Below are 21,799 nucleotides of genomic sequence, written 5' to 3' on the forward strand. Positions count from 1 at the left end.
GTCCGGTGCCGCCGGCGGGTTCAGGCACCGAGCTGGAGTCCGGGAGCCGCCTCCTCGATCACGGCCGTACCGGACACGCCGATCCGCAGCGCGAAGGGCTCCTCGGCCACCCGCAGCCCGGCGAGCCCGAGGTCGCCGAGCGGGGCGGTGACCAGAGGGCGTAGGGCCACCATGCGTTCGGGGGCGTCGGGGCGGATCCCGGCGAGGGCCATCAGCATGTGGACGGCCCCGGCCGCGGCCACCGCGGCGGGCCGCGAGGCCGTCGGGTGCGGGGCGGGACGGCGGGAGTCGTCACGCTGCTCCCCCGCGTACATCTCGGGCAGCCGGTGGCCGAAGGCACCGGCTGCGTCCAGCACGCCCAGGAGAAGCGCCGAGGCCTCTCGCTCGTGGCCGGCGGCCGCCAGCCCGGCGACCGCGACGGCCGTCTCGTGGACGCGTACCGCTCCGCCGCGGTGGCCGAAGGGGTTGTAGCCGGGGGCCTTGGCGGACAGGGTGCGCAGCCCCCACCCCGAGTCGAGCTCCGGAGCCGCCAGGAGGCGGGCGAGCTGTTCCGTCTGCACCTTGTCCAGCAGACCGGGGGCGAGCTCGCAACCGCCCAGCAGACCGGTGTCGAGCAGATGGGCGGCTGCCGAGCCCAGGTGGGGCACGGGTCTGCGGTCAGGGGTGAGCGCGGCGGCCGGGCTCCCGCCGGCCGGGTCGTCAAGCCAGAAGTCCTCCCGGAACCTCCGGCGCAGCACCTCGGCACGCTCCCGCCACTCCTCAGCGCCCGGGCGTCCGTGGGCCTGCAGCAGATCGGCGCCGTGCAGCATGGCCCGGTGGGCGTGCGCCTGCACATCGCAGCGCAGCGGACCGCCCGGCGCGGGGTCGGGGACGTATCCGCCCTCACCCGCGACGGACCGAAGCCACCACAGACTGCGCTCGGCGGCCGGCAGCAACTGTTCGGTGTCCCGCTCCGGAAGTCCCCACCGGCGTGCCTCGGCGAGCAGCGTGACGAAGAGCAGCCCCGCCTCCACTCCGGAACAGGTGGGCGGCAGATGCGGGCCGGCATGGCGCAGCGGCCCGGGCAGGCCGCCGGTCTCCGGGTCCTGGCGGCGGGCGAACGCCCGCAGGGTGCCGGCCGCCAGGCGGGTGCCGAGCGGCAGCAGCATGCGGGCCGCCCACAGGGCGTCGGCCGGGGCGGGACCGAGCCGCCACGGGGCGCCCGCCGCCACATGGACGTCCAGCGGGTGCCCCGGGTCGCGCAGCAGCAGCGCCCGCAGGTCGTCGAGGGCGGCGCGCAGCAGCGTCTCCGCCCGGCCGTCGGCGCCGCGGATCTCCGGGGCCGACCAGGGCACGGGGACCGCCGGGGCGGATCCGCCGTTCACGCCGGCCGCCGCGGGCTCCAGCGTCACGCGCAGCTCGATCGTGCGGGACGCCCCCGCGGGCAGCGCCAGCTCCCAGCACAGCAGCCCGGCGGAGGCCATGGCGCTCTCGGGTGCCGGCACGGCGGTCACCCGGGCCCGCAGGCCCTCCGCCGACCACAGCAGCCCCGCGTCGCAGACGCTGGGCTGCAGCTCAGGCCCGGAGGATCCGGCGGCGATCGCCGCCAGCTCGGCGAGGTCGGTCGCCAGGGCCACCTCGAACGGGATGCGCAGGGCGCGGGAACCGGTGTTGTGGACCGTGATGCGCTCGGTGCCCCCGGCCGTGCGGAGCCTCTCGACGGTGAGGGCCGGGTCGGGTGCGGTGTCGCCGGGAACGCGGGCGACGGAGGTGAACCGCGCCCGCCCCGCCGTGACGAGCCCGCCCTGCACGGGGACCGGTGGCGCCCCTGCGATGCGCAGCTCGCAGCGGGCCAGGACCCGGCGGCCGCCCTGGTAGAAGCCGGCGAGGCCGCTTCCGTCCAGTTGTCCGTGCTCCGGCGAGACCGCGAGGGCCGGGGCCGCGACGCACATCACGGCGTCGTGCACCGGCTGCGGCCCCCGGTCCTGCCGGGGCGGCCGGTTGACCGGCTGCGGGCTCATGCCACCTCCTCGTCGAATCGGTCGCTCGGGCGCTGCCGCCACTACCCACGAGAACGGCCGTGTGGGCACTCGGGTCACGCGCCGTCTACCGTTCCTGATCGGGAAGCCGTCCGTATCACCGGAAAGAGAGCCATGGCCGTCTACCGTCAGCCGGGAACCGTCATCACCGACCACGCCTTCCAGGTGCCGCTCGACCACGCGGACCCCGGCGGTGAACGGATCGAGGTGTACGCACGGGAGGTCGTGGCCGCCGGGAAGGAACGAGATCCGCTGCCCTGGCTGCTGTTCCTGCAGGGCGGGCCGGGCGGCCGGTCGCCGCGGCCGCTGGGCCGCGACGGCTGGCTCACCCGGGCGCTGGACGACTACCGGGTGCTGCTGCTCGACCAGCGGGGCACCGGCCGTTCCACCCCGGCGAACCGGCAGACCCTGCCGCTGCGCGGGGACGCCTCGGCCCAGGCCCGTTATCTGGAGCACTTCCGGGCCGACTCGATCGTCCGCGACTGCGAGCTGATCCGCCGTGAGCTGCTCGGCGAGGACGGCCAGTGGAGCCTGCTCGGCCAGAGTTACGGCGGCTTCTGCACGCTCACCTACCTGTCCTTCGCCCCCGAGGGCGTCCGCGAGGCCTTCGTGACCGGCGGGCTGGCCGGCCTGCGCAGCACGGCCGAGGACGTCTACCGGGCCGCCTACCCCCGTGTGGAGCGGAAGGCCGCGGCGCACTACGCGCGTTACCCGGAGGACGTCGAGACGGTCCGCGCGATCGTGCGGCACCTGCGCGAGCGCGAGGTCAGGCTCCCGGGCGGCGGACTGCTGACCGCGGAGGCCTTCCAGACCACCGGGATGCTGCTCGGCACGGGCACCGGCTCGCACACGCTGCACTACCTGCTCGAGGACGCCTTCGTGACCGCAGGATCCGGCCTCCAGCTCTCCGACTCCTTCCTCGCCGAGGTCCAGGGCCACCTGTCGTTCGCGGGCAATCCGCTCTACGCGGTGCTGCACGAGTCGATCTACGGCCAGCGTTCGGTCTCGCCGCGGGCCACCGGCTGGGCCGCCGAGTCGGTCCGGGCCGAGTTCCCGCAGTTCGACGTCGACAAGCCGCTGGCGGACGACGCGCCGGTGCTGCTGACCGGCGAGATGATCTACCCCTGGATGTTCGCCACGGACCCGGCACTGGCGCCGCTGCGCGAGACGGCGCACCACCTCGCGCAGCACGAGGAGTGGCCCGACCTGTACGACCCGGATCAGCTGGCGCGGAACGAGGTGCCGGTGGCGGCGGCCGTCTATCACGACGACATGTACGTGGACACGGCCGACTCGCTGGCCACCGCACGCTCGGTCCGCGGCCTGCGCACCTGGGTCACCGACGAGTACGAGCACGACGGGCTCCGGGTGAGCGGCGGCCGGGTCCTCGACCGGCTGATCCGGCTGGCCCACGGCGAGCTGTGAGGAGCGCTGCCCGGCGGGCCCGTGCGATGCTCTGCCGCCGCAGGTAGCGGCGGAGCGGCTCCGGTGAGAGGCCGTTGTTGACGGCGGCGTGGAGCAGCCGGGCGAAGGTGTAGTCGGGGGCGAGGTGCAGGGCGCGGCCGAAGGCCACGCGCGCCGCCGCCTCGTCCCCGGCGGACCAGGCCACCCAGCCGGCGAGGGTCAGGGGCGCGGCGGCGTGCTCGTGGTAAGGCTCGACGCAGCGCCGGGCGAGCGCCCGCCACAGGCGTACCGCAGGGTCGGTGTGCGGCGGGTCCATCCACTCGGCGGCCTCGTCGCGGGTGGTGCGGTCCTGCAGGCCGAGAATCATCGTGGCGGCCTCGTCGTCGTCCAGCAGCGCGTCGTCGCCGCGGTCGGCCTCCGCTCCGTCCCCCACCGGGGTGGCGGCCCGGAAGCGCTCGAGCGCCTCCCGCAGCAGCCGCAGGGTGCTGCGCCGCACCGCTTCGGAGTCGTCGCGCTCCAGCATGCGGGGGACGAGTGCGGCGGCCGCCGCGTCCAGGGCGTCCCCACGGGCCGTGGAGGCCGGTGCGCCGGGCGGCGGCGGGGTCAGGCGCTCCTCCATCTCCTTGAGGGAGCCGCTGATCCGCAGGCCCGCGTAGGCGGCCGCCGCGGCCATCACGGAATCGCCGGACCGCGTGATCCCGATGCCCTCACGCGGGAACCGCTCCGTGTCCGGGCAGCAGTACGACCACCAGCGGCCGGCGGAGACGCACAGCGCCTCGACGACGGGGATGTCGAGCGTGCCGCAGGCGATCCGCAGCCGCTGCGCCAGCGGACGCAGCCGTTCCATGACCTGGTGGGGGTCCTCGCCGGGAGCGGGCTCCTGGACGAGGAAGAGCACGATCGCGTCCGGCCGCGCGCCGCGCTGCTCGCTGCCGTTCACGAGGCACTCCGCCAACTGCTGGGCGGCGCCGGGCCACTCGGCGGCGTCCCGCGGGATGCCGAGCCGGGCCCGGCCGCCGAAACGGCCGTGCTCGCCGTGCAGGGCGATCATCAGAATGCTGTCGTCGGGGTGGAAGCCGCACAGGTAGGGGAGCGCGGCGGCGAGTTCGGCCGGGCTGCGCAGCGTGACCTTCGGGTCGTCCGAGGGACGGGGGGATTCGGTGTGCTGAGTCATGATCCGAAGGTCCCGTACGCCGTGGATCTCCGCCAGACCCCTCCAAAACCTGTGGATAACTCGCGCATATCATCGCAATTATCCGGGGCGGGTTGTCCACAGGCTACCTCCCCACGGTTGGCGCGGTGTCGGTGCCATCGGGTTGCATGGGGGCATGACCACCGCACTGCGCACCGCCGCCGACACGATCCTCAGCCGGCTCGTCGGGGACCCGACGGGCACCGCCCGCCTGCGCGAGGACCAGTGGCGTGCCGTCGAGGCGCTGGTCGCGCACGGCCGCCGCGCCCTGGTGGTCCAGCGCACGGGCTGGGGCAAGTCGGCCGTGTACTTCGTGGCCACCGCGCTGCTCCGCGAGCGGGGCAGCGGTCCCACGGTGATCGTCTCCCCGCTGCTGGCGCTGATGCGGAACCAGATCGAGGCCGCCGACCGGGCCGGGATCCGCGCCCGCACGATCAACTCGGCCAACCCCGAGGAATGGGACACGGTGCAGGCCGAGGTCGCCGCAGGGGAGATCGACGTCCTGCTGGTGAGCCCGGAGCGGCTCAACAACCCCGATTTCCGGGACCAGGTGCTGCCCAAGCTGGCCTCCACCACCGGCCTGCTCGTGGTCGACGAGGCCCACTGCATCTCCGACTGGGGCCATGACTTCCGGCCCGACTACCGCCGGCTGCGGACGATGCTCGCCGATCTCACTCCGGGCGTTCCGGTGCTGGCCACGACGGCCACCGCCAACGCACGCGTGACGGCCGACGTCGCCGAGCAGTTGGGTACCGGCGACCACGAAGGTGCCCTCGTGCTGCGCGGGCCGCTGGACCGCGAGAGCCTGTCGCTCGGGGTGCTGCGCATGCCCGACGCCGCCCACCGGCTCGCCTGGCTCGCCGACCACGTCGGCGACCTCCCGGGCTCGGGCATCGTCTACACCCTGACCGTGGCGGCCGCGGAGGAGGTCACGGCCTTCCTCCGGCAGCGCGGTCACCGGGTCGCCGCCTACTCGGGGCGCACCGAGGACGCCGACCGCCGGGCCGCCGAGTCCGCGCTGCTGAACAACGAGGTCAAGGCGCTGATCGCCACCTCGGCGCTCGGCATGGGCTTCGACAAGCCGGACCTGGGCTTCGTGGTGCACCTGGGCTCGCCCTCCTCCCCCATCGCCTACTACCAGCAGGTCGGACGTGCCGGACGCGGTGTGGACCACGCGGAGGTGCTGCTGCTCCCCGGGCCGGAGGACGAGGCGATCTGGCGTTACTTCGCCTCGCTCGCCTTCCCCCGTGAGGAACAGGTGCGGCGCACCCTGGAGACGCTGGCCGCCTCCGGGGGCCCGATGTCGGTGCCCGCGCTCGAGACCCGGGTGGACCTGCGCCGCAACCGTCTGGAGACCATGCTCAAGGTCCTCGACGTGGACGGCGCGGTGCACCGGGTGCGCGGCGGCTGGACGGCCACGGGCCTGCCCTGGACGTACGACACCGAGCGGTACGCGTGGGTCGACCGGCAGCGCAAGACCGAGCAGCAGGCGATGCGCGAGTACGCCACGACCTCGGTGTGCCGCATGGAGTACCTGCGCCGTCAGCTCGACGACGAGGAGGCCGCCCCCTGCGGCCGCTGCGACAACTGCGCCGGGCCCCGGTTCACCGCGGAGGTCTCCCGCGAGGCCCTGGAGGCGGCACGGGCCGCCCTCGGGCGCCCGGGGGTCGAGGTCGAGCCCCGCCGGATGTGGCCGACGGGTCTGCCCGCGATCGGCATCGACCTCAAGGGGAAGATCCCGCCGGGCGAACAGGCCGCGACCGGAAGGGCACTGGGACGGCTCTCCGACATCGGCTGGGGCAACCGGCTCCGCCCGCTGTTCGCCGAGAACGCGACGGACGGCCCCGTTCCGGACGACGTGGCGCAGGCCGTGGTGCAGGTGCTCGCGGACTGGGCGAAGGGCCCGGGCGGCTGGGCGAGCGGCGAGCCCGACGCCCCGCAGCGGCCGGTCGGCGTCGTCACCGTCGCCTCGCACACCCGGCCGCAGCTCATCGCGTCGCTCGGTGCGCGCATCGCCGAGATCGGCCGTATGCCGCTGCTCGGGGAAGTGGCGCACAGCGGTGACCTGGAGCCCTCGCGGGTGCCGCGCAGCAACAGCGCACAGCGACTGCGGGCGCTGCACGGGGCGTTCACCGTTCCACCCGCCCTCTCCGACGCCCTCGCCGCGGCCGCGGGACCGGTTCTGCTGGTCGACGACTTCACCGATACGGGGTGGACCGTGGCCGTCGCCGCGCGGCTGTTGCGCCGATCCGGTGTTACGGCGGTGTTTCCGCTGGTCCTGGCCTTGCAGGGCTGACCGGTAGTCACCATGTGAGACGGAGACGGGATCTAAGCGGCGGAGGGTCAGATAACAGACAGGTCGACAAAATGACCGTTGCCGCCTGCGTGTGCGACAGGAACAATTGAGTCTGGATCCCCGCATCGGCTCTTGGAGCCCCACGACCGGCATGCCCGCGCACGCCCGGTCGCGGACGCATACCCGAAGGGAGGACCGTGGCCATCGGCTTCGCTCCGGAAACCGCTTCCGTGAATTCCTCCCGCCGTGCCGGACGCCATCGCACCCTCGAGCCGGCCGAATGGACGGCCGCGGGCATCCCCCTGCTGATCAACCCGCGCGAAGTGGTCACGGACCTCCACACACGCCACCTCCCGGCCCCGGGAACCGCCGTGGTCGCGGTCTACTCCCCGGACGAACGGCTGACGGCCAGCGCGTCCTTCGCACAGCGCCCCGGCGTCACCGACGGCTGGGAACGGCGCAACGCGATCCTCGTCCACCTGCGCCGGATCACCGCGGACGACCTGCGGCGGCGCAGGCCCGTGCGCACCGCGGTCCTGCTCGTCTGCCGCGACGGCGGAGCGGGGTGGACCGAGGTGGACGGTGCGTGGATGTGGGGACTGCGCGACGCCTGCTCGCTGTACGGGCTGCGCCCCGGTTCGTACATCACCCTGACCGACGACGGCTGGCGGGTGCAGGGCGAGGACCGTTCGGGACGTTCCCCGAACGCCACTTCCTGGTCGGCCACGAGCCGCGGCGCAGCGAGCCTGCGTCCCAGTGGGACGCCGCCCCTGCGCCGCGCGGCGGCGCGTTGATCAGGCGTTGACGCCGAGCAGCGCGTTGATCCGCTGCGGGTCGCCGCAGACGACCAGCAGGGTTCCGGCCCGTGCCATCGCGGAGGGCAGGACACGTGCCACGGTCTCGTCGGAGCCGCCGTTGACGGCCACGACCACCACGGGCCGGCCCTTGGCGCGGTCGGCGTCGTGAGCGGCGTAGAACACGTCGTCGCCGGCGTCGTGCTGGGCCCAGTAGGACGTTTCGCCGAAGCTCAGCTCGTGGGCGGCCCAGGGGTGCTGCTCGCCGGTGGTGAGCACCAGGACCTCACCCGGAGCGCGCCCGCTGTCCAGCAGCAGGTCGACGGCCTCGTCGGCGGCGTCGAGGGCGCCGTCCACCGGGGCGGGGATGAGCTGGATCTGCGCCGACGGGCCGGCGGAGACGGAGGCCACGACCTCGGGGTCCCGCGGCGAACGCTGCTGCGGGGGTACGACGGGTCCGCGGGCCGGACCGGGACGGCCGGGCCGGGCGTTGGCCGCCGGGGCGCCACGCGGCGGCGCGGGGCGAGGGCCGGGGCCCGGTACGGGGCGGGGGGTCGGCGCGGGCCGGCCGGCGGCCGGGGCTACGCGGGGACCCGGGACACTCTCGTGAATCTGAGGCTCCTCGGGGGTGAGAGGCATGTGCTGATGTCTATCAAATGCACCGGAACAACGCAGCGGCGGGTAGGTCACAACTCGACTCAGAAGTCGAACCCGAGTTGCTCACCCATCTCCCCCGCCTCCACGGTCTCCCGGACCTTCTTCAAGTGCTGCCAACGCGGCAGCGTATCGAGATATGCCCAGGACAGCCGATGGAGGGGGGTGGGCCCCAGCTCCTCCAGTGCCGCCCGGTGCACCGGCGAAGGGTACCCGGCATTGTCCTCGAAGCCGAACGGAGCATAGTCGACGCCCAGTTCCGCCATCATCGCGTCCCGCCGCACCTTGGCGATCACGGACGCGGCCGCCACGGCCACGCACGAGCGGTCGCCCTTGATGACCGTGCGCACACGCCAGGGACCCCCGAGGTAGTCGTGCTTGCCATCGAGTATCACCGCGTCCGGACGCACGGGCAGGGCGTCCAGGGCGCGCGTGGCGGCGAGCCGCAGCGCGGCGGTCATCCCCAGTGCGTCGATCTCCTCCGGGGAGGCGTCGCCGAGCGCGAAGGAGTTCACCCATCCGGTGAGCGCACCGGCGAGCGCGGTACGGCGCTTGACGGTGAGCAGCTTGGAGTCGGTGAGGCCGTCCGGGGGCCGTCGCAGCCCGGTGACGGCCGCGCACACGGTGACGGGCCCGGCCCAGGCGCCCCGTCCGACCTCGTCGACGCCCGCGATGACCTTGGCGCCGAGGGTCGCGCGCAGCGAGCGCTCGACGGTGTGGGTGGGGGGTTCGTGGACCATGGCAAGGCTTAGCCTACGCTCCCGTGTTGGACCGGCCGGGAGCAGGCCGGGGAGCACGGCCGGAGGTCGCGGGCGGGCCGGCCCGGCGACCGCGTCAGGGGCGCAGCAGGGGCAGCATCACCTGGTCGACGACCTCGATCAGGTCCTCCTCGGTGATCTCCCGGCCGCCGATCTTCGACCGGTACATCATCAGCGCGGGCACCACGTCGGCGACGATGTCACCGGTGGCGTCGGGCCGCACCTCACCGCGCTCGATGCCGCGGCGGACCACGTCCAGGATGCGGTGCTTGGTGGGTTCGACGACCCCTTCCATGATCAGCCGTACGAAGCAGTGGGCGGCTTCCTGGTCGCACTCGTCGATCACCGAGCGCAGGGCGAGCCCGCCGCGCGAGTACATCGCCTCGCGCATCCGCAGCACGAGGAAGACCAGGTCCTCCCGCAGGCCGCCCAGGTCCGGGACGTCGGGGACCTCGGGGAAGGCCGTCTGCAGGGCGTCGGCGACGAGGGCCTGCTTGGACGGCCAGCGGCGGTAGACGGCCGCCTTGCCGGTCTGGGCGCCGGCTGCGACGCCCTCCATGGTCAGCCCTCGCCAGCCCACGGTGCTGAGCTGGTCCAGAGCGGCTCCGAGGATCGCCCGCTCCAGAACGGGCCCGCGGCGGCGGGTTCCCGCTCCCTGCGACATGGTCATGCCACCTTCTCATTCACTCTCTAGTGAACGCTTGCGTTCACTACCACCATCACCCTAGTGTCGTACACAGTGAACGCGACCGTTCACTAAGTCACCGACTGGGGGACCTCGTGACGACTGGGCAACTCACCTCACCACGAAAGCCCGGAGCCGCGCGACGCGACGGCAGGCCGGGCATCGCACTCGCGGTGATCGCGGCCTGCCAGCTCATGGTCGTGCTGGACGCCACCATTGTGAACATCGCGCTCCCGCACATCCAGGACGCGCTCTCCTTCTCCACCACCGATCTGTCCTGGGTGCTCAACGCCTACACGCTCACCTTCGGCGGTCTGCTGCTGCTCGGCGGGCGCGCGGGCGACATCCTCGGACGGCGCAGGGTGTTCGTCTTCGGCATCCTGCTGTTCTCCCTCGCCTCCCTCCTCGGAGGCTTCGCCCAGGAGCCGTGGCAGCTGCTCGCCGCGCGCTCCCTGCAGGGCGTCGGCGGTGCGATAGCCTCGCCGACCTCGCTCGCCCTCATCACCACCAACTTCCCCGAGGGCCCGGAGCGCAACCGGGCCTTCGGCGTGTTCGCCGCGGTCTCCGCGGGCGGCGGCGCCGTGGGCCTGCTGGCCGGCGGCATGCTCACCGACTGGCTCGACTGGCGCTGGGTCTTCTTCGTCAACGTGCCGATCGGCCTGCTGATCGCCTTCCTGGCACCGCGCTTCATCAGCGAGTCGCAGCGGCACCCGGGGCGGTTCGACGTCGCCGGAGCCGTCACCTCGACGCTCGGCATGGCCTCGCTGGTCTACGGCTTCATCCGCGCCGCCCACTCGGGCTGGCGGGACACCCTGACCGTGTCCTCGTTCGCGGCCGCCGTCGTGCTGCTCGGCGCCTTCGTGGTCATCGAGCGGCGGGCCCGGGAGCCGATCACCCCGCTGCGGATGTTCGCCGACCGCAACCGCTCGGGCACCTACCTGATGATGCTGAGCCTGGCCGCGGCCATGTTCGGGATGTTCTTCTTCATCGTCATCTTCGTGCAGAACGTGCTCGGCTACAGCCCCATCGCGGCGGGCTTCGCCTTCCTCCCGGTCACCGCGGCGATCGTGACCGGGGCAGGGCTGTCCACCCGCTTCCTGCCGGTGCTCGGGCCGAAGCCGTTCCTCGTGGCCGGCTCGGCGCTGACCGGTTCCGGGATGGCGTGGCTGACCCTGATCGACCCCGGCAGCAGCTACGTGGGCGGCGTGCTCGGTCCCATGCTGCTCTTCGGCTTCGGCATGGGCCTGAACTTCGTCACGCTGACCCTGACGGCCGTCTCCGGTGTCGCCCAGCACGAGGCGGGGGCCGCCTCCGGGCTCCTCAACGCGATGCAGCAGGTGGGCGGTTCGCTCGGGCTGTCCATCCTGGTGACGGTGTTCGGCACCGCGAGCCGCGACAAGGCCACCGGTCTCGTCCCGGACTTCCTGGCGCACGCCACCCGGGAGCAGCAGACCGCCTTCCAGCGGACGCACGAACTGCCGCCGCCGTGGGGCCACGAGGTCCTCGCGCACGGCATCTCGACCGCGTTCTACGCGGCCGTGGGGCTCGTCGTGCTCGCCCTGGTCACGGCGTTGTTCGTGATCCGGGTCCGCAAGAGCGACCTGGAGGCGCTCAGCGGCAGCGCGGGCGTGCCCGCGGCCTGACGCCGGCGCCGCCGCCCGGCCCGAGGGGAGGCCGGGGCGGCGGCACACGGCGTTCCACCTCACGGGAAGACCGGATCGCCCCACTCGTCGTAGAGGCCCGGCAGCCCCGCCTCGTCGCACGGCCGGCCGCCGGTCTGCGGCGGGTGCCCGTCGAGCAGCGACCGCGCCCGGACCTCACCCAGACTGGTGGTGAACCAGGCCTCGGTGCCGTCCTCGTAGAGGTGCTCGACGATCTTCTCCAGGGCGCAGGAGCGCTGTGGCTCCGGCAGCTGGTCCAGCTCCGGGACGGCGTCCGCGGAGAGGTGCCGCAGGTACTCCAGGTCGATCTTGCCGGTGCTCTCGTAGCGGCTCACCTGCTGGTCGGCGATGAGTGCGTCGGGCGACACCAGCCCGAAGGCGAGGACGGACGCCGCGGCGCTCACCGCCACGGCGCGCGGCAGCCAGCGCGCGCCGAACACCCCGGCCGCCATGACCAGGACGATCAGCAGCCCGAGCCACAGCTCCACACCCGCCACCGAGATCCGCAGCCGGGTCAGCCCGTACGCGTCGACGTACAGGTCCATGCGACGCAGCGCGGAGGCGACCACGACCAGGGTCAGCACGCAGATCGTGCCGAGGACGGAGCGCACGAGCAGGCGGTCGCGGTCGGTGCCGCGCGGCGCCCAGCGCTGGGCGAGGGCGATGACCACCACGGTGAGCAGGGTGACGACGAGCAACTGCCAGAAGCCCTGCCGGGCGTACTGCGCGTAGGTCAGGCCGGTCTTGGCGAGCACCTTCTCGTAGCCGCCGAACAGCACCGCCAGCTGGACGGCGTTGAAGGCCGCGAACAGCGCGGCGAGGACGACCAACGGCAGTGCCCACTCTGCGCGCCGGCGCGCGCGTCCCGGTTTCACCTCGATCCGGTCCCAGCGGCGCGGCGCCGCGGCGGTCCACGCCGCGCAGAGGGCGAACAGCGTCCCGACGAGGAGGAGCAGGACGCGCAGGGGGGCGTCGGTGACGGTCACATCGGGCATGAGGTCGCCCAGCAGGTCGGCGAACGCCGCGTCGGCCCCCGCGAAGAGCGCGCCGAAGACGACGAGGAGCACGACGGTCACGCCGACGGTCTTCAGCATCGGCAGCAGCCGGCTGCGGTCACGGGCGGACCGCTCGCGCAGCCCGCGCAGCGCCCAGCCGATCGCGGACGCCGGAGCGGACCACAGCCCGACGCCGCCGAGCAGGACGCCCGGCCAGCGGCGGCCGCCGTGCAGGGCCAGCGAGCCCAGGAAGGCGGCGGCGACGACGGCCAGGAACGACGGCCACCAGGCGTCCCGCAGTGCCGGAATGAGCAGCAGCGTCAGGCCTGCGACCGCCCAGAGGGCCGACCAGGGCCGCAGCCGGCGTCCATGGTCGAGGGCGGCGACCGCGGCCGCGGCCGCGGCGGGCACGCTGACCAGCAACAGGTTGATCCCCAGGCCGCCGCGCAGCAGAACCGCGGCCAGCACACCGGTGAGCAGCGCCGTCCACAGCACGGCGGGCCGTGCGGCGCGTGGGGTCCGCGAGCGGCTCGCGATCACCCACGCGGGCGGCGGGGGCGGTGGCGGGGGCGTCCAGGGACGCGGGTACGGCGGCGCCGGATGGACGGGTGGACCGTGCTTCCGCAGCGGTGCCTGCGGATGTGCCTGCGCGGGCGCCTGCGCCGTCGGCGCGGCGTCGGACGGTGTGTCGGACATGAGAACCCCTCCCCGCCGGTCGCACGGCGCCCGGGGGCTGCGCGCGGGACCGGTGCTCGACTGCGCGTCCGGCGAAGATCGGCCGGACGGCGTGGCCGACAGGCTAGGCGCGCCGACGAGCTGCGCAAACGCGGTACGGGCCCGAGGCGCAGTCTGTGACAGGGCCGTGACAATGCAGAGGGTTGGGAGGCCGGGGGCGGGGCCGGCGGGCGCGGCTCAGCCGGCGGGCAGCCATTCCGGCAGGGGCTCGCACCGCTCCTGCCACTCCCGCGGGGGCTCGCCACCGGCGCCGGCGGCGATGATCCCGCCGACGATGGCGCAGGTGGTGTCCACGTCGCCGCCCGCGCGGGCGGTGGTCCAGAAGGCGCCCTCGTAGTCGCCCAGGCCCCGCGCGGCGGACCACAGGGCGAAGGGGACGGTGTCGTGCGCACTGGTGCGGCGGCCGTTGCCGAGCACGGCCGCGACGGTGGCCACGTCGTCGTAGTCGAGCATGTCGACGGCGCGGCGCAGCCCGGCGTGCACGGCGCTGCGCGGCAGCAGCGCCACGACGCGGGTGATCAGGTCCGCGGGGTCGCCGGGGCCGGCCGGGTCCGCGGCGAGCGAGGCGGCGGCCGCGACGGCCATCGCGCCGACGACGGCCTCGCGGTGCTGGTGGGTGGTGTACGCCGACAGCTCGGCCTGCTCGGCGGCCTTCTCCGGCTCGCCCGCGTACCAGGCGCCCAGGGGCGCCACGCGCATGGCGGCGCCGTTGCCCCAGGAACCCTGGCCGTTGAACATCTCGGCCGCGAGCGTGCGCCAGTCGGCGCCTTCCTGCCGGATCAGCCGCAGCATCCGGTTCACGCCGGGGCCGTAGCCGCGGTCGAAGTCGTGGTGTGCCGCGAAGGAGGCGGCCAGGGTGTCCTGGTCGACGGCGCCGTGCGAGTCCAGGACCGCGACGACCGAGCACGCCATCTCGGTGTCGTCCGTCCACTGCCAGGTTCCCGGCGGCAGCGTGCGGCCCTGCAGTGCCGGGTAGTGCGCCGGCACGAAGAACTGGGAGCCGAGGGCGTCGCCCAGGGCGAGACCGCGCAGGCTGGACAGCGCGCGGCGGCGTGGGAGGTCATGGGGGTCAGCGGTCATGGCGGGAGAACTCTGACATCCGGTGCCACCCGGGTCAATCGTCCTGTGCGCAATCTCACCCGTGATATCGCGCCAGGCCGGAGTCGGTGGTCCGCCAGCGGGCGAAGGGCCGGTCGAGCCGGTACCGGCCGTCGGGCTCGGCCAGCAGCATCCGCGTCTCGCCGTTGTCGGGGTTCGACAGGCACTCGAACTCGTCGACGGTCCAGTGGAACCACCGCATGCAGAACAGCCGCATGGTGAGCCCGTGCGTGACGAGCAGGACGTTCGGCGGGAACTCGGGCTTGTCGAAGGCGCGGTAGAGCGTCTCCAGGAAGGACCCGACGCGGTCGTAGACGTCCGCCCCGGACTCGCCCTGGGCGAAGCGGTAGAAGAAGTGACCGTAGGCGTCCCTGGCCTTGCGCTGCCGCTGCACGTCCTCGGCGTCCTGGTAGTTCCCCCAGTCCTGCTCGCGCAGCCGGGGCTCCTCCTTGGCGCGGGTACGGCACGGCTCGAGACCGAGCAGGTGGAAGGTCTGATGCGTCCGGCGATATGGCGAGACGAAGGCCTGCACCCGCTCCTCGCCGAACAGCTCCCGAAGCTCCCGGCCCGCCGCGCTGGCCTGCTCCTCCCCTCTCGTGGTGAGGGTCAGCGCGTGGTCGGGCACCCGCTCGTAGATCGTGTCGTCGGCATTGCCCTGGGACTCTCCGTGCCTGATGAGCACTATGCGACGCGGTCGGGCCATGGCCTCACTGTAATTCGTACGCGCGAGCAAGGTCGCGGCGGTCCCCGGCGGAGGCCGTGGGCGGACCCCGCCGCAGGCCTGCCACGGGCCCCGGCCGACGGTCGCCGGCTCCGTCCACAGGCCGGGCGTCCCGCCCCCGATTGTCAGTGGCGTACCTCAGACTCAGCATGAAGAGGGGGGCGCGTTCGCGCGCCACGGTTGGAGGCCGCCATGAAGACCACGTCGTTCGTTCCCGGCACACCCTGCTGGACCGATCTGAGCAGTCCCGACATCGAGGCCTCCCGTGCGTTCTACGGCGGCCTGTTCGGCTGGGACTCCCAGGCGGGCCCCCCGGAGGCCGGGGGATACACCTTCTTCAGCCTGCGCGGCGAGCACGTGGCGGCCGTCGGGCCCGTGATGGCCGAGGGCGACCGGCCGCGGTGGATCACCTACATGGCCACGAGCGACGTGACCGACACGGCCAAGGCGGTCGAGGCGGCGGGCGGCTCGGTGTGCGTACCGCCGATGGCGGTCTTCGACCAGGGCAGCTTCGCGCAGTTCACGGACCCGCACGGGGCGGAGTTCGCCGCGTGGCAGCCGGGCCGGTTCAGCGGCGCGGGCCTGCTCGACGAGCCGGGAGCGCTGTGCTGGATCGAGCTCAACACCCGGGACGTGGACGGCTCCCGCGCCTTCTACCGCAACGTCTTCGGCTGGACGGGCGAGACCCACCCGTTCGCCGGGGACAGCTCGTACACCGAGCTCGAAGTGGAGGGAACGGACCGGAAGTTCGGCGGCATCCTGCTCATGAACGACGCCTGGCCGCAGGAGATACCCCAGCACTGGATGCACTACTTCTCCGTCGCCGACACCGACGCGGCCGCCGCGCGGGCCACCGAGCTCGGGGGCAGCGTCTCCGTGCCGCCGTTCGACCTCGAGCACGTCGGGCGGGTCGCCGTGCTCGACGATCCGCACGGCGCGTACTTCTCGGTGATCACCCGCCCCGCGCAGGGCGGGAAGGGCTGACCGCGGCGGCTCCCGGGGGCGGCCCCCGGTCGCCGTGCCGTCATATCGACCAGGCCTGTTCCAGGTCGACGACGTCACCGGCGACGGTGAGCACGTCGGCGTCGAGATCGGCACGTTCGGACAGTCGCAGGATGGAGCCGTCCCGGTACTTGGCGTGCTCGGACGCCGAGTCCCACATGGACAGCACCAGGAAGTCGGACTCGGGTCCCTGCGCGAAGACCCCCCGCAGCATCCCCGGGGATCCGGCCATGGCCGGGTTCCAGACCTTCTCCTGCATCAGCACGAAGTGCTCGACACGGTCCGGCCGCACCTTGCAGTGCGCCAGCCGCAGCAGGTCGCTGTCGGCGAAGCGGGGGCGGAAGCCGACCTTGACGTCCAGGCGGTGCTCGAAGAGCTTGACGCCGAGGCTCTCGTAGGTGCCGGCCTGGGCGGCCGCGAGGCGGTCGTGCGCGCCGGCCATGAAGGCGTCGTAGTACTCGCGGTCCTCCCAGAACGCGAAGAGGTGCGCGACGCCCGGCTGGCTGCGGCTCCAGCCGCCGCCCTGCCCCCGGAACCCCGGCTCCCCCGTGAGCCCGTTGGCCCATTTCCGCTGCCCGCGCTCGAATCCGGCGCGATCGACGATTCCGCAGCGAATCCACTTCACCAGCACCGCGCCATCCTATGGCCCGCCGGCGGCCCTTCCGCCCCATCAAGGGACCAACTCCCCTGAACGGGAGAGGAATACGATCACGACATGGACGCCCTGTACCCGCGCCTCCTCGTCGAGGACTTCGACACCGCCGCCCGCTTCTGGACCGCAGCCCTGCGCGACCTGCTCGGCATAGAGCCCGTCAAGGTGATCCCGCAGGCCGGATACGCCAACTGGGACCTGGGCGGCGAAGCCGCCCTCACCCTCTTCTCCCGTGCCGCGCTCGCCCGTGCGATCGGCACCGAGGCCCTGCCCGCGCACGCCCCCGCACAGGACGCGGCCATGCTCGTCCTGCGGGTGGACGACGTCGAGGCGGCCGCGGGGAAGCTGACCGCGCACGGTGCGAGCGTCGTGACCGAACCCCGGGACCGGCCCGAGTGGGGCGCCGGGCTGCGGACCGCGCATCTGCGCACACCGGACGGCAGCCTCGTGGAGCTCCAGTCGTACTGACCGGACCTCAGAAGGCCCGAAACAAATAGTCTTCAACAAAACCATCTGCTAGCGTCTTACCTGGGTCCTCGACAACCAGGAGACGACGCCATGCCCTTACGCGCACAGCTCTCGCCCGCGGCGGCGACCACGGGAGCCGCCCCCGACCACCGATCCCGCGGACTGGCCCTCGCGGTCCTGTGCGCCGGGATGCTGATGATCATCCTGGACGGCAGCATCGTCACCGTGGCACTGCCCGCCATCCAGCATGACCTGCACTTCTCCCCCGCCGACCTGACCTGGACCGTCAACGGCTACATGATCGCCTTCGGCGGGCTGCTCCTGCTGTCCGGCCGGCTCGGCGACCTCCTCGGGCGCAAGCGGATGTTCATCGCCGGACTGGCCGTCTTCACCGGGGCCTCGCTCCTGTGCGGCCTCGCCACCGGGCAGGCCGTGCTCATCGGCGCCCGCTTCCTCCAGGGCATCGGCGGCGCGATGACCTCAGCCGTCAGCCTCGGCCTGCTCGTCACGCTCTTCCCCGAACCCCGTGAACGCGGCCGGGCCATCGGCGCGTTCAGCTTCGTCGGCGCCGCCGGGGCGTCGATCGGCCAGGTGCTCGGCGGTGTGCTCACCCAGGCCGCCGGCTGGCACTGGATCTTCTTCATCAACCTGCCCATCGGGCTGGCGGCCGCGCTGTTGGCGGCGCGCGTGCTGGAGCCCGACCCGGCACGTCCCCCCGCCCGGGGCGCCGACGCCCTCGGCGCACTCCTGGTCACGACGGGCCTGATGACCGGCGTCTACACGATCGTCCAGACCGGCGGTCACGGCTGGGCCTCCGCACGCACCCTCGGCCTCGCCGCCCTGGCCGCGGCGCTCCTGGGATCCTTCGTGGTCCGCCAGGCGACGGCGGCGTCCCCGCTGCTGCCGCTGCGCATGTTCCGCTCACGCGAGGTCTCCGGAGCCAACCTCGTCCAAGTGCTGATGATCTCCGCCCTCTTCGGCTTCCAGATCCTCATGGCGCTCTACCTGCAGAACGTCCGGGGGTACGGTGCCGCCGCCACGGGGCTGGCCATGCTGCCCGCCGCGCTGTCCATCGGCACCGTCTCGCTGCTGCTCTCCGCCCGGCTGAGCGCGCGCTTCGGCGAGCGCCGCGTCCTGCTCACCGGGCTCGCCCTTCTCGTGGTGGCACTCGGTCTGCTCACCCGGCTGCCGGTCCACGCCGGTTACGCCGCCGACCTGCTGCCGACGATGCTGCTGGCGGCCGGCTTCGGCCTCGCCGTCTCCGCGCTGACGGTGCTCGGCATGTCCGGCGCGGGCCCCGAGGACGCGGGGGTCGCCTCGGGCCTGTTCAACACCACCCAGCAGGTGGGCGGCGCCCTCGGCGTCGCCGTCCTGTCCACCCTCGCCGGCTCCCGGACGCACGCCCTCGTCGCCGACGGGCACGACGCCGCGTCCGCCCTCACCGCGGGCTTCCGCCTCGCCTTCGGCACCGGCGCGGCCCTGCTCGCCGCGGCCTTCGTGCTCGCGCTGGTGATACTGCGGCCGCGGCGCGAACGGGACGTCCCTCCGCCGGCCTGACGGCGGGCGGCCGACGGGGACGGGCCGCCCGCGGCCGGTCCTGCCCACGGTGGCGGTCGCCGTTGCTCCTGCCGCGTGACCCACGGGCCGGGGGATCAGCCGGCACTCCACTTCTGGTTGTCCGCGCCCGTACAGGTCCACAGCCGCAGCGTCGTGCCGTCGCCTCCGTGCGCGTCCGTGGCCTCCACGCACTTGTGGGCCTGGAGGTTGACCAGGTCGTGGGCGGGGTTGAGCCGGAACCTCTGGGATGCGGCGCCGTTGCAGTCGACCAGCCGGACGGCCGCACCGTCGGCCGTGGATCCGCCCGCGACGTCCATGCACGTGGCCGCGATCCGGATGCTCCTGTCCTCCGGCACGATCCGCCACGACTGTCCGGCGCCGACCGTGCAGTCCCGGAGCCTCAGCGGCACGCCCTCCGCGGAGCCCGCGTCGATGCACCTTCGGGAAGCGTGACTCCGTATCGCCACACCGGGAACCACCTCGGAGGAGGAGGGTCCCCCGGAGGCGGGAACCTCGCCGCTCTCCGCTCCGGGGGCGGCCTCGCCCACCTCGGGATCCCGAGGGGACGGCGGGGCGTCGCTCGCGGCAACGCCCGCGGACGGCCGCCCCGGAGTCCGTCCCGGGGACGGACGTGTCACGTCGAGCGGGCTCGCCGGGACGGTGCCGGCCGGGGAGGACCCGATGCCCGGCGCCGAGCCGGGGCGGGGGGCGGCCGTCGAACCGCCCTCGCCGGAGTCCGAACCCCGTACCAGGAAGGGAACGCACACCAGCAGGCCGGCCACCAGACAGGCACCCAGCAGCAGCAGCCGGCGGGGCCTGCGGCCGGGGGAGGCCACAAGCGCGGTCCCCTCCCGGCCGGCGTCCCCGTGCGGTTCGGCCCCGGGCGTCGGATCGTCCTCGGCCGCGGTCGCCTCGGGGTACGAGGCGAAGGCGAGCCCGGCCGCGAATCCGTCCGCGTAGCCGGAGGGCGACCCCCCGGACGTGTCCTCGGGTTCGACCGGAAGGGCGGCGGCCTGGCCGGCGCGCATCGTCACGGTCCTGTGCGTGGACCAGTCAGGGGGGTTCCGGCTCCTGGTGGCGTCGGCCTCGGCGATCGCGTTCGTCCTCCGCGTCCGCCGGGGCAGCGGTGCGGGGCCGGGGCGGCGCACGGCCCCCGCCTCGTCGTCCGCAGCCGTCGGCTCGTCAGGAGAGGCTGCCATCGGATCCTTCCAGCGTCAGGGGGCGAGGGAACTTCACCACCGCGCGGTCCGGAGACGGACGTCGCGGCCGGCCGCTCCCCGCCGGGGCTCGCCCCGGCCCCGGCATGCGGCCCGGGCGGACAGCCCCATCCGCACCCCGGGCGAGACAGGGCAGGGACGGCCCGCAGACGCATCGGCCGGCGGCCACCGCTCCCACTATCCCCGGGCACACCGTCGCCCCATAGAACCCGCGTGCCGTCCTGGCGTCACCCTGGATCGATGGCCGGCTCATCGGCGAAACCGCCGTCCGGCTCCGCCTCGGAGATCCGGGGCGATTCCACGGTGTCCGGCCTCCGGGCGAAGGGGAGGGGACACGCCCCTCAGGGCACCGACCTCCCCGTGGACGGGTGCCACCATGCCCCTGGGTGGCCGGTGTGTGTGCCATCCACGCCGCGGACGACGGGAGCACCGAGCCGATGAACGACACCCCCGAGGCAACGTGGCCACTGACCGACGCCCAGCCGGGCCAGGTCGTCGTGATCGCCCGGTGGAGCCCCGGGCCCGGCAGCCGCGACACCGTCCTCGCCACGCTCACGGCACTGGTACGGGCCTCCCGGGACGAACCGGGCTGCCTGGGCTACCAGGTCTTCCACCCGGATGGGACCGACGACGGGGACATCGTGCTGGTCGAGCGCTACGAGGACCGGGCGGCCCTCCAGGCCCACCGCGACAGCCCCCACTTCCGCGGCCTCGCCCTGGAGCGCGTCATCCCGCTCCTGAGGGACCGTCACGCGGTCGTCACCACCGTCGTGTGAGGCGGCCGGAAAGCTCCCCGCGCCAAGCGGCCCACGGGGAAACAAATTTGGCACGTCCGTTCTATTAATCGCCGTGACGGCCGGGAAAACTGGGGCCGGAAGACTTCGCCCAGGTCGCGGAAACCCCGGGCGGCCCCGCGCATCGCGGGGCGGTCCGGGCGGGCGCGGGGGCGGCACGGGGGTGAGCGGCGCATCACGGGGGTTCCATGAAGATTCCGAGCGACATCCTTCCCCTCCTGGAGTCGGCGGAGGCGGAGGAGATGTTCGAGTTCGAGGGTCTGGTGTCCGGACAGGACCGCGTCGACCTGGCCATGGCGGCGGCACGGCTCCACGGAGGCGTCTGCCTGTCGGTCGGTGACGACCCCGACAGCTTCTGGAGCAGGGCGCTCGGGTTCGGCTTCGGGACACCGGTCACCGCGGGCCTCGTCGCCGACGTGCTCGACTTCTACGCGGCTCACCGGCCCGGCCTGGCCGTTCTCCAGTTCGCGCCCTCCGTGCTGCCCGCGGACTGGGACCGGATCGCCGAGAAGTTCGCGCTGCAGGGCAGCGCGGGAGTGGTCAAGTTCGCGGCTCCGGTGGAGGACGTCATCGCCGCCGGCCGCTCCCTCCGCCTGGGTGACGGCCTGTCCGTGGAGGTCGTACGACCGCGGCACGCCGCGGAGTGGGCGCGTACGGTCGCCACCGCGATGGGGATCGGCGGACGGTGCTTCCCGCCCGCCGCCGTCGCCACGACGGGGCATCCCTCATGGCGTCCCTTCGGTGTGTGGGACGGCGAGGGGAACATCGTCGCGGGAGGCAACGTCCGGATCCACGGCCGGGTGGCCTCCCTCTTCGCGGGAGGGACCCTGCCGCAGGCGCGCGACCTCGGGGCGCAGGGGGCCCTCATCCACGCCCGCGCCCTGGCGGCCCGGGAGGCGGGCTGCGAGTGGCTCGTCGTGGAGACCGGGCCCTCGACCCCGGAAGACCCGAACCCCTCCTACCGGAACATGCTGCGGTACGGCTTCGGGATCGCCTATCGGCGGCCGAGCTGGATCTGGCGACCGACCGGCGCGTAAGGCGGTTCCCGCGGGCCGGTCACGGCGCGGGCGGCCCGCCACACACGGCGTGGCATCAGGG

At 73.7% G+C, this 21,799-nt stretch carries 19 protein-coding genes; 9 read left to right on the forward strand and 10 right to left on the reverse strand.

Translation table 11 applies throughout. From position 1 onward, the window contains the following. Positions 1–20: 20 nt before the first annotated feature. A complete protein-coding gene (locus tag OG937_14130) occupies positions 21–2,000 on the reverse strand; it encodes a glycogen debranching protein (protein WUD72755.1) in 1,980 nt (659 codons plus the stop codon). A 132-nt stretch (positions 2,001–2,132) separates the two neighbouring features. Between OG937_14130 and OG937_14135 the strand changes: the two genes are divergently transcribed. Then, positions 2,133–3,443 carry an alpha/beta hydrolase gene (locus tag OG937_14135; GenBank protein WUD72756.1) on the forward strand — a complete coding sequence of 437 codons (1,311 nt, stop codon included), beginning with the start codon at positions 2,133–2,135 and terminating at the stop codon, positions 3,441–3,443. Here the strand turns inward: OG937_14135 and OG937_14140 are convergent. Further along, a complete protein-coding gene (locus tag OG937_14140; protein WUD72757.1) occupies positions 3,355–4,596 on the reverse strand; it encodes a DUF4192 domain-containing protein in 1,242 nt (413 codons plus the stop codon). The genes OG937_14135 and OG937_14140 overlap by 89 nt on opposite strands. Positions 4,597–4,750: 154 nt before the next feature. Between OG937_14140 and OG937_14145 the strand changes: the two genes are divergently transcribed. Together OG937_14145 and OG937_14150 are read left to right on the forward strand one after the other, a co-directional pair. Beyond that, entirely contained in the window at positions 4,751–6,910 is a 2,160-nt protein-coding gene (locus OG937_14145; GenBank protein WUD72758.1) for a RecQ family ATP-dependent DNA helicase, read from the forward strand. Positions 6,911–7,107: 197 nt separating this feature from the next. Then, positions 7,108–7,704 (forward strand): hypothetical protein, encoded by a 597-nt coding sequence (locus tag OG937_14150; protein WUD72759.1) that lies wholly within the window; start codon positions 7,108–7,110, stop codon positions 7,702–7,704. Here OG937_14150 and OG937_14155 read toward each other — a convergent pair whose 3' ends face one another. The 3 genes from OG937_14155 to OG937_14165 form a co-directional block, all read right to left on the reverse strand. Beyond that, positions 7,705–8,343: a hypothetical protein gene (locus OG937_14155; protein ID WUD72760.1), complete on the reverse strand. Its 639-nt coding sequence runs from the start codon at positions 8,341–8,343 to the stop codon at positions 7,705–7,707. It abuts the gene before it with no gap. A gap of 59 nt (positions 8,344–8,402) precedes the next feature. Next, positions 8,403–9,098 (reverse strand): ribonuclease HII, encoded by a 696-nt coding sequence (locus tag OG937_14160; protein WUD72761.1) that lies wholly within the window; start codon positions 9,096–9,098, stop codon positions 8,403–8,405. A gap of 94 nt (positions 9,099–9,192) precedes the next feature. Beyond that, positions 9,193–9,786 carry a TetR/AcrR family transcriptional regulator gene (locus tag OG937_14165; protein WUD72762.1) on the reverse strand — a complete coding sequence of 198 codons (594 nt, stop codon included), beginning with the start codon at positions 9,784–9,786 and terminating at the stop codon, positions 9,193–9,195. Positions 9,787–9,896: 110 nt separating this feature from the next. Here OG937_14165 and OG937_14170 point away from each other — a divergent pair, with 110 nt between their 5' ends. Further along, on the forward strand, positions 9,897–11,444 hold the full coding sequence (locus OG937_14170; protein WUD72763.1) for an MFS transporter: 1,548 nt from the start codon (positions 9,897–9,899) through the stop codon (positions 11,442–11,444). 59 nt (positions 11,445–11,503) lie between these two features. Here the strand turns inward: OG937_14170 and OG937_14175 are convergent, their stop codons facing one another. The 3 genes from OG937_14175 to OG937_14185 form a co-directional block, all read right to left on the reverse strand. After that, a complete protein-coding gene (locus OG937_14175; protein ID WUD72764.1) occupies positions 11,504–13,153 on the reverse strand; it encodes a DUF4173 domain-containing protein in 1,650 nt (549 codons plus the stop codon). 216 nt (positions 13,154–13,369) lie between these two features. Next, entirely contained in the window at positions 13,370–14,272 is a 903-nt protein-coding gene (locus OG937_14180; protein ID WUD72765.1) for an ADP-ribosylglycohydrolase family protein, read from the reverse strand. 55 nt (positions 14,273–14,327) lie between these two features. Further along, a complete protein-coding gene (locus tag OG937_14185) occupies positions 14,328–14,993 on the reverse strand; it encodes a histidine phosphatase family protein (GenBank protein WUD72766.1) in 666 nt (221 codons plus the stop codon). A gap of 210 nt (positions 14,994–15,203) precedes the next feature. Between OG937_14185 and OG937_14190 the strand changes: the two genes are divergently transcribed. Then, complete coding sequence (locus tag OG937_14190) at positions 15,204–15,995, forward strand: VOC family protein (protein ID WUD72767.1); 792 nt, start codon at positions 15,204–15,206, stop codon at positions 15,993–15,995. Between the two features lie 40 nt (positions 15,996–16,035). On the opposite strand, the gene OG937_14195 is transcribed toward OG937_14190, so the two are convergent. Then, complete coding sequence (locus OG937_14195; GenBank protein ID WUD72768.1) at positions 16,036–16,644, reverse strand: YdbC family protein; 609 nt, start codon at positions 16,642–16,644, stop codon at positions 16,036–16,038. A gap of 84 nt (positions 16,645–16,728) precedes the next feature. Here OG937_14195 and OG937_14200 point away from each other — a divergent pair, with 84 nt between their 5' ends. Together OG937_14200 and OG937_14205 are read left to right on the forward strand one after the other, a co-directional pair. Beyond that, positions 16,729–17,133, forward strand: a complete 405-nt coding sequence (locus OG937_14200; protein WUD72769.1) for a VOC family protein — start codon at positions 16,729–16,731, stop codon at positions 17,131–17,133. A gap of 90 nt (positions 17,134–17,223) precedes the next feature. Continuing rightward, positions 17,224–18,690 (forward strand): MFS transporter, encoded by a 1,467-nt coding sequence (locus OG937_14205; protein ID WUD72770.1) that lies wholly within the window; start codon positions 17,224–17,226, stop codon positions 18,688–18,690. Positions 18,691–18,785: 95 nt separating this feature from the next. On the opposite strand, the gene OG937_14210 is transcribed toward OG937_14205, so the two are convergent. Further along, on the reverse strand, positions 18,786–19,889 hold the full coding sequence (locus tag OG937_14210; GenBank protein WUD72771.1) for a ricin-type beta-trefoil lectin domain protein: 1,104 nt from the start codon (positions 19,887–19,889) through the stop codon (positions 18,786–18,788). Between the two features lie 413 nt (positions 19,890–20,302). Between OG937_14210 and OG937_14215 the strand changes: the two genes are divergently transcribed. Then, positions 20,303–20,683, forward strand: coding sequence for an antibiotic biosynthesis monooxygenase (locus OG937_14215; protein ID WUD72772.1), 381 nt, complete (start codon positions 20,303–20,305; stop codon positions 20,681–20,683). Between the two features lie 206 nt (positions 20,684–20,889). Next, a complete protein-coding gene (locus tag OG937_14220) occupies positions 20,890–21,738 on the forward strand; it encodes a GNAT family N-acetyltransferase (GenBank protein WUD72773.1) in 849 nt (282 codons plus the stop codon). The last annotated feature ends 61 nt before the right edge of the window (positions 21,739–21,799 follow it).

The sequence above is a fragment of the Streptomyces sp. NBC_00510 genome (assembly GCA_036013505.1).
Taxonomy (GTDB): Bacteria; Actinomycetota; Actinomycetes; order Streptomycetales; family Streptomycetaceae; genus Actinacidiphila.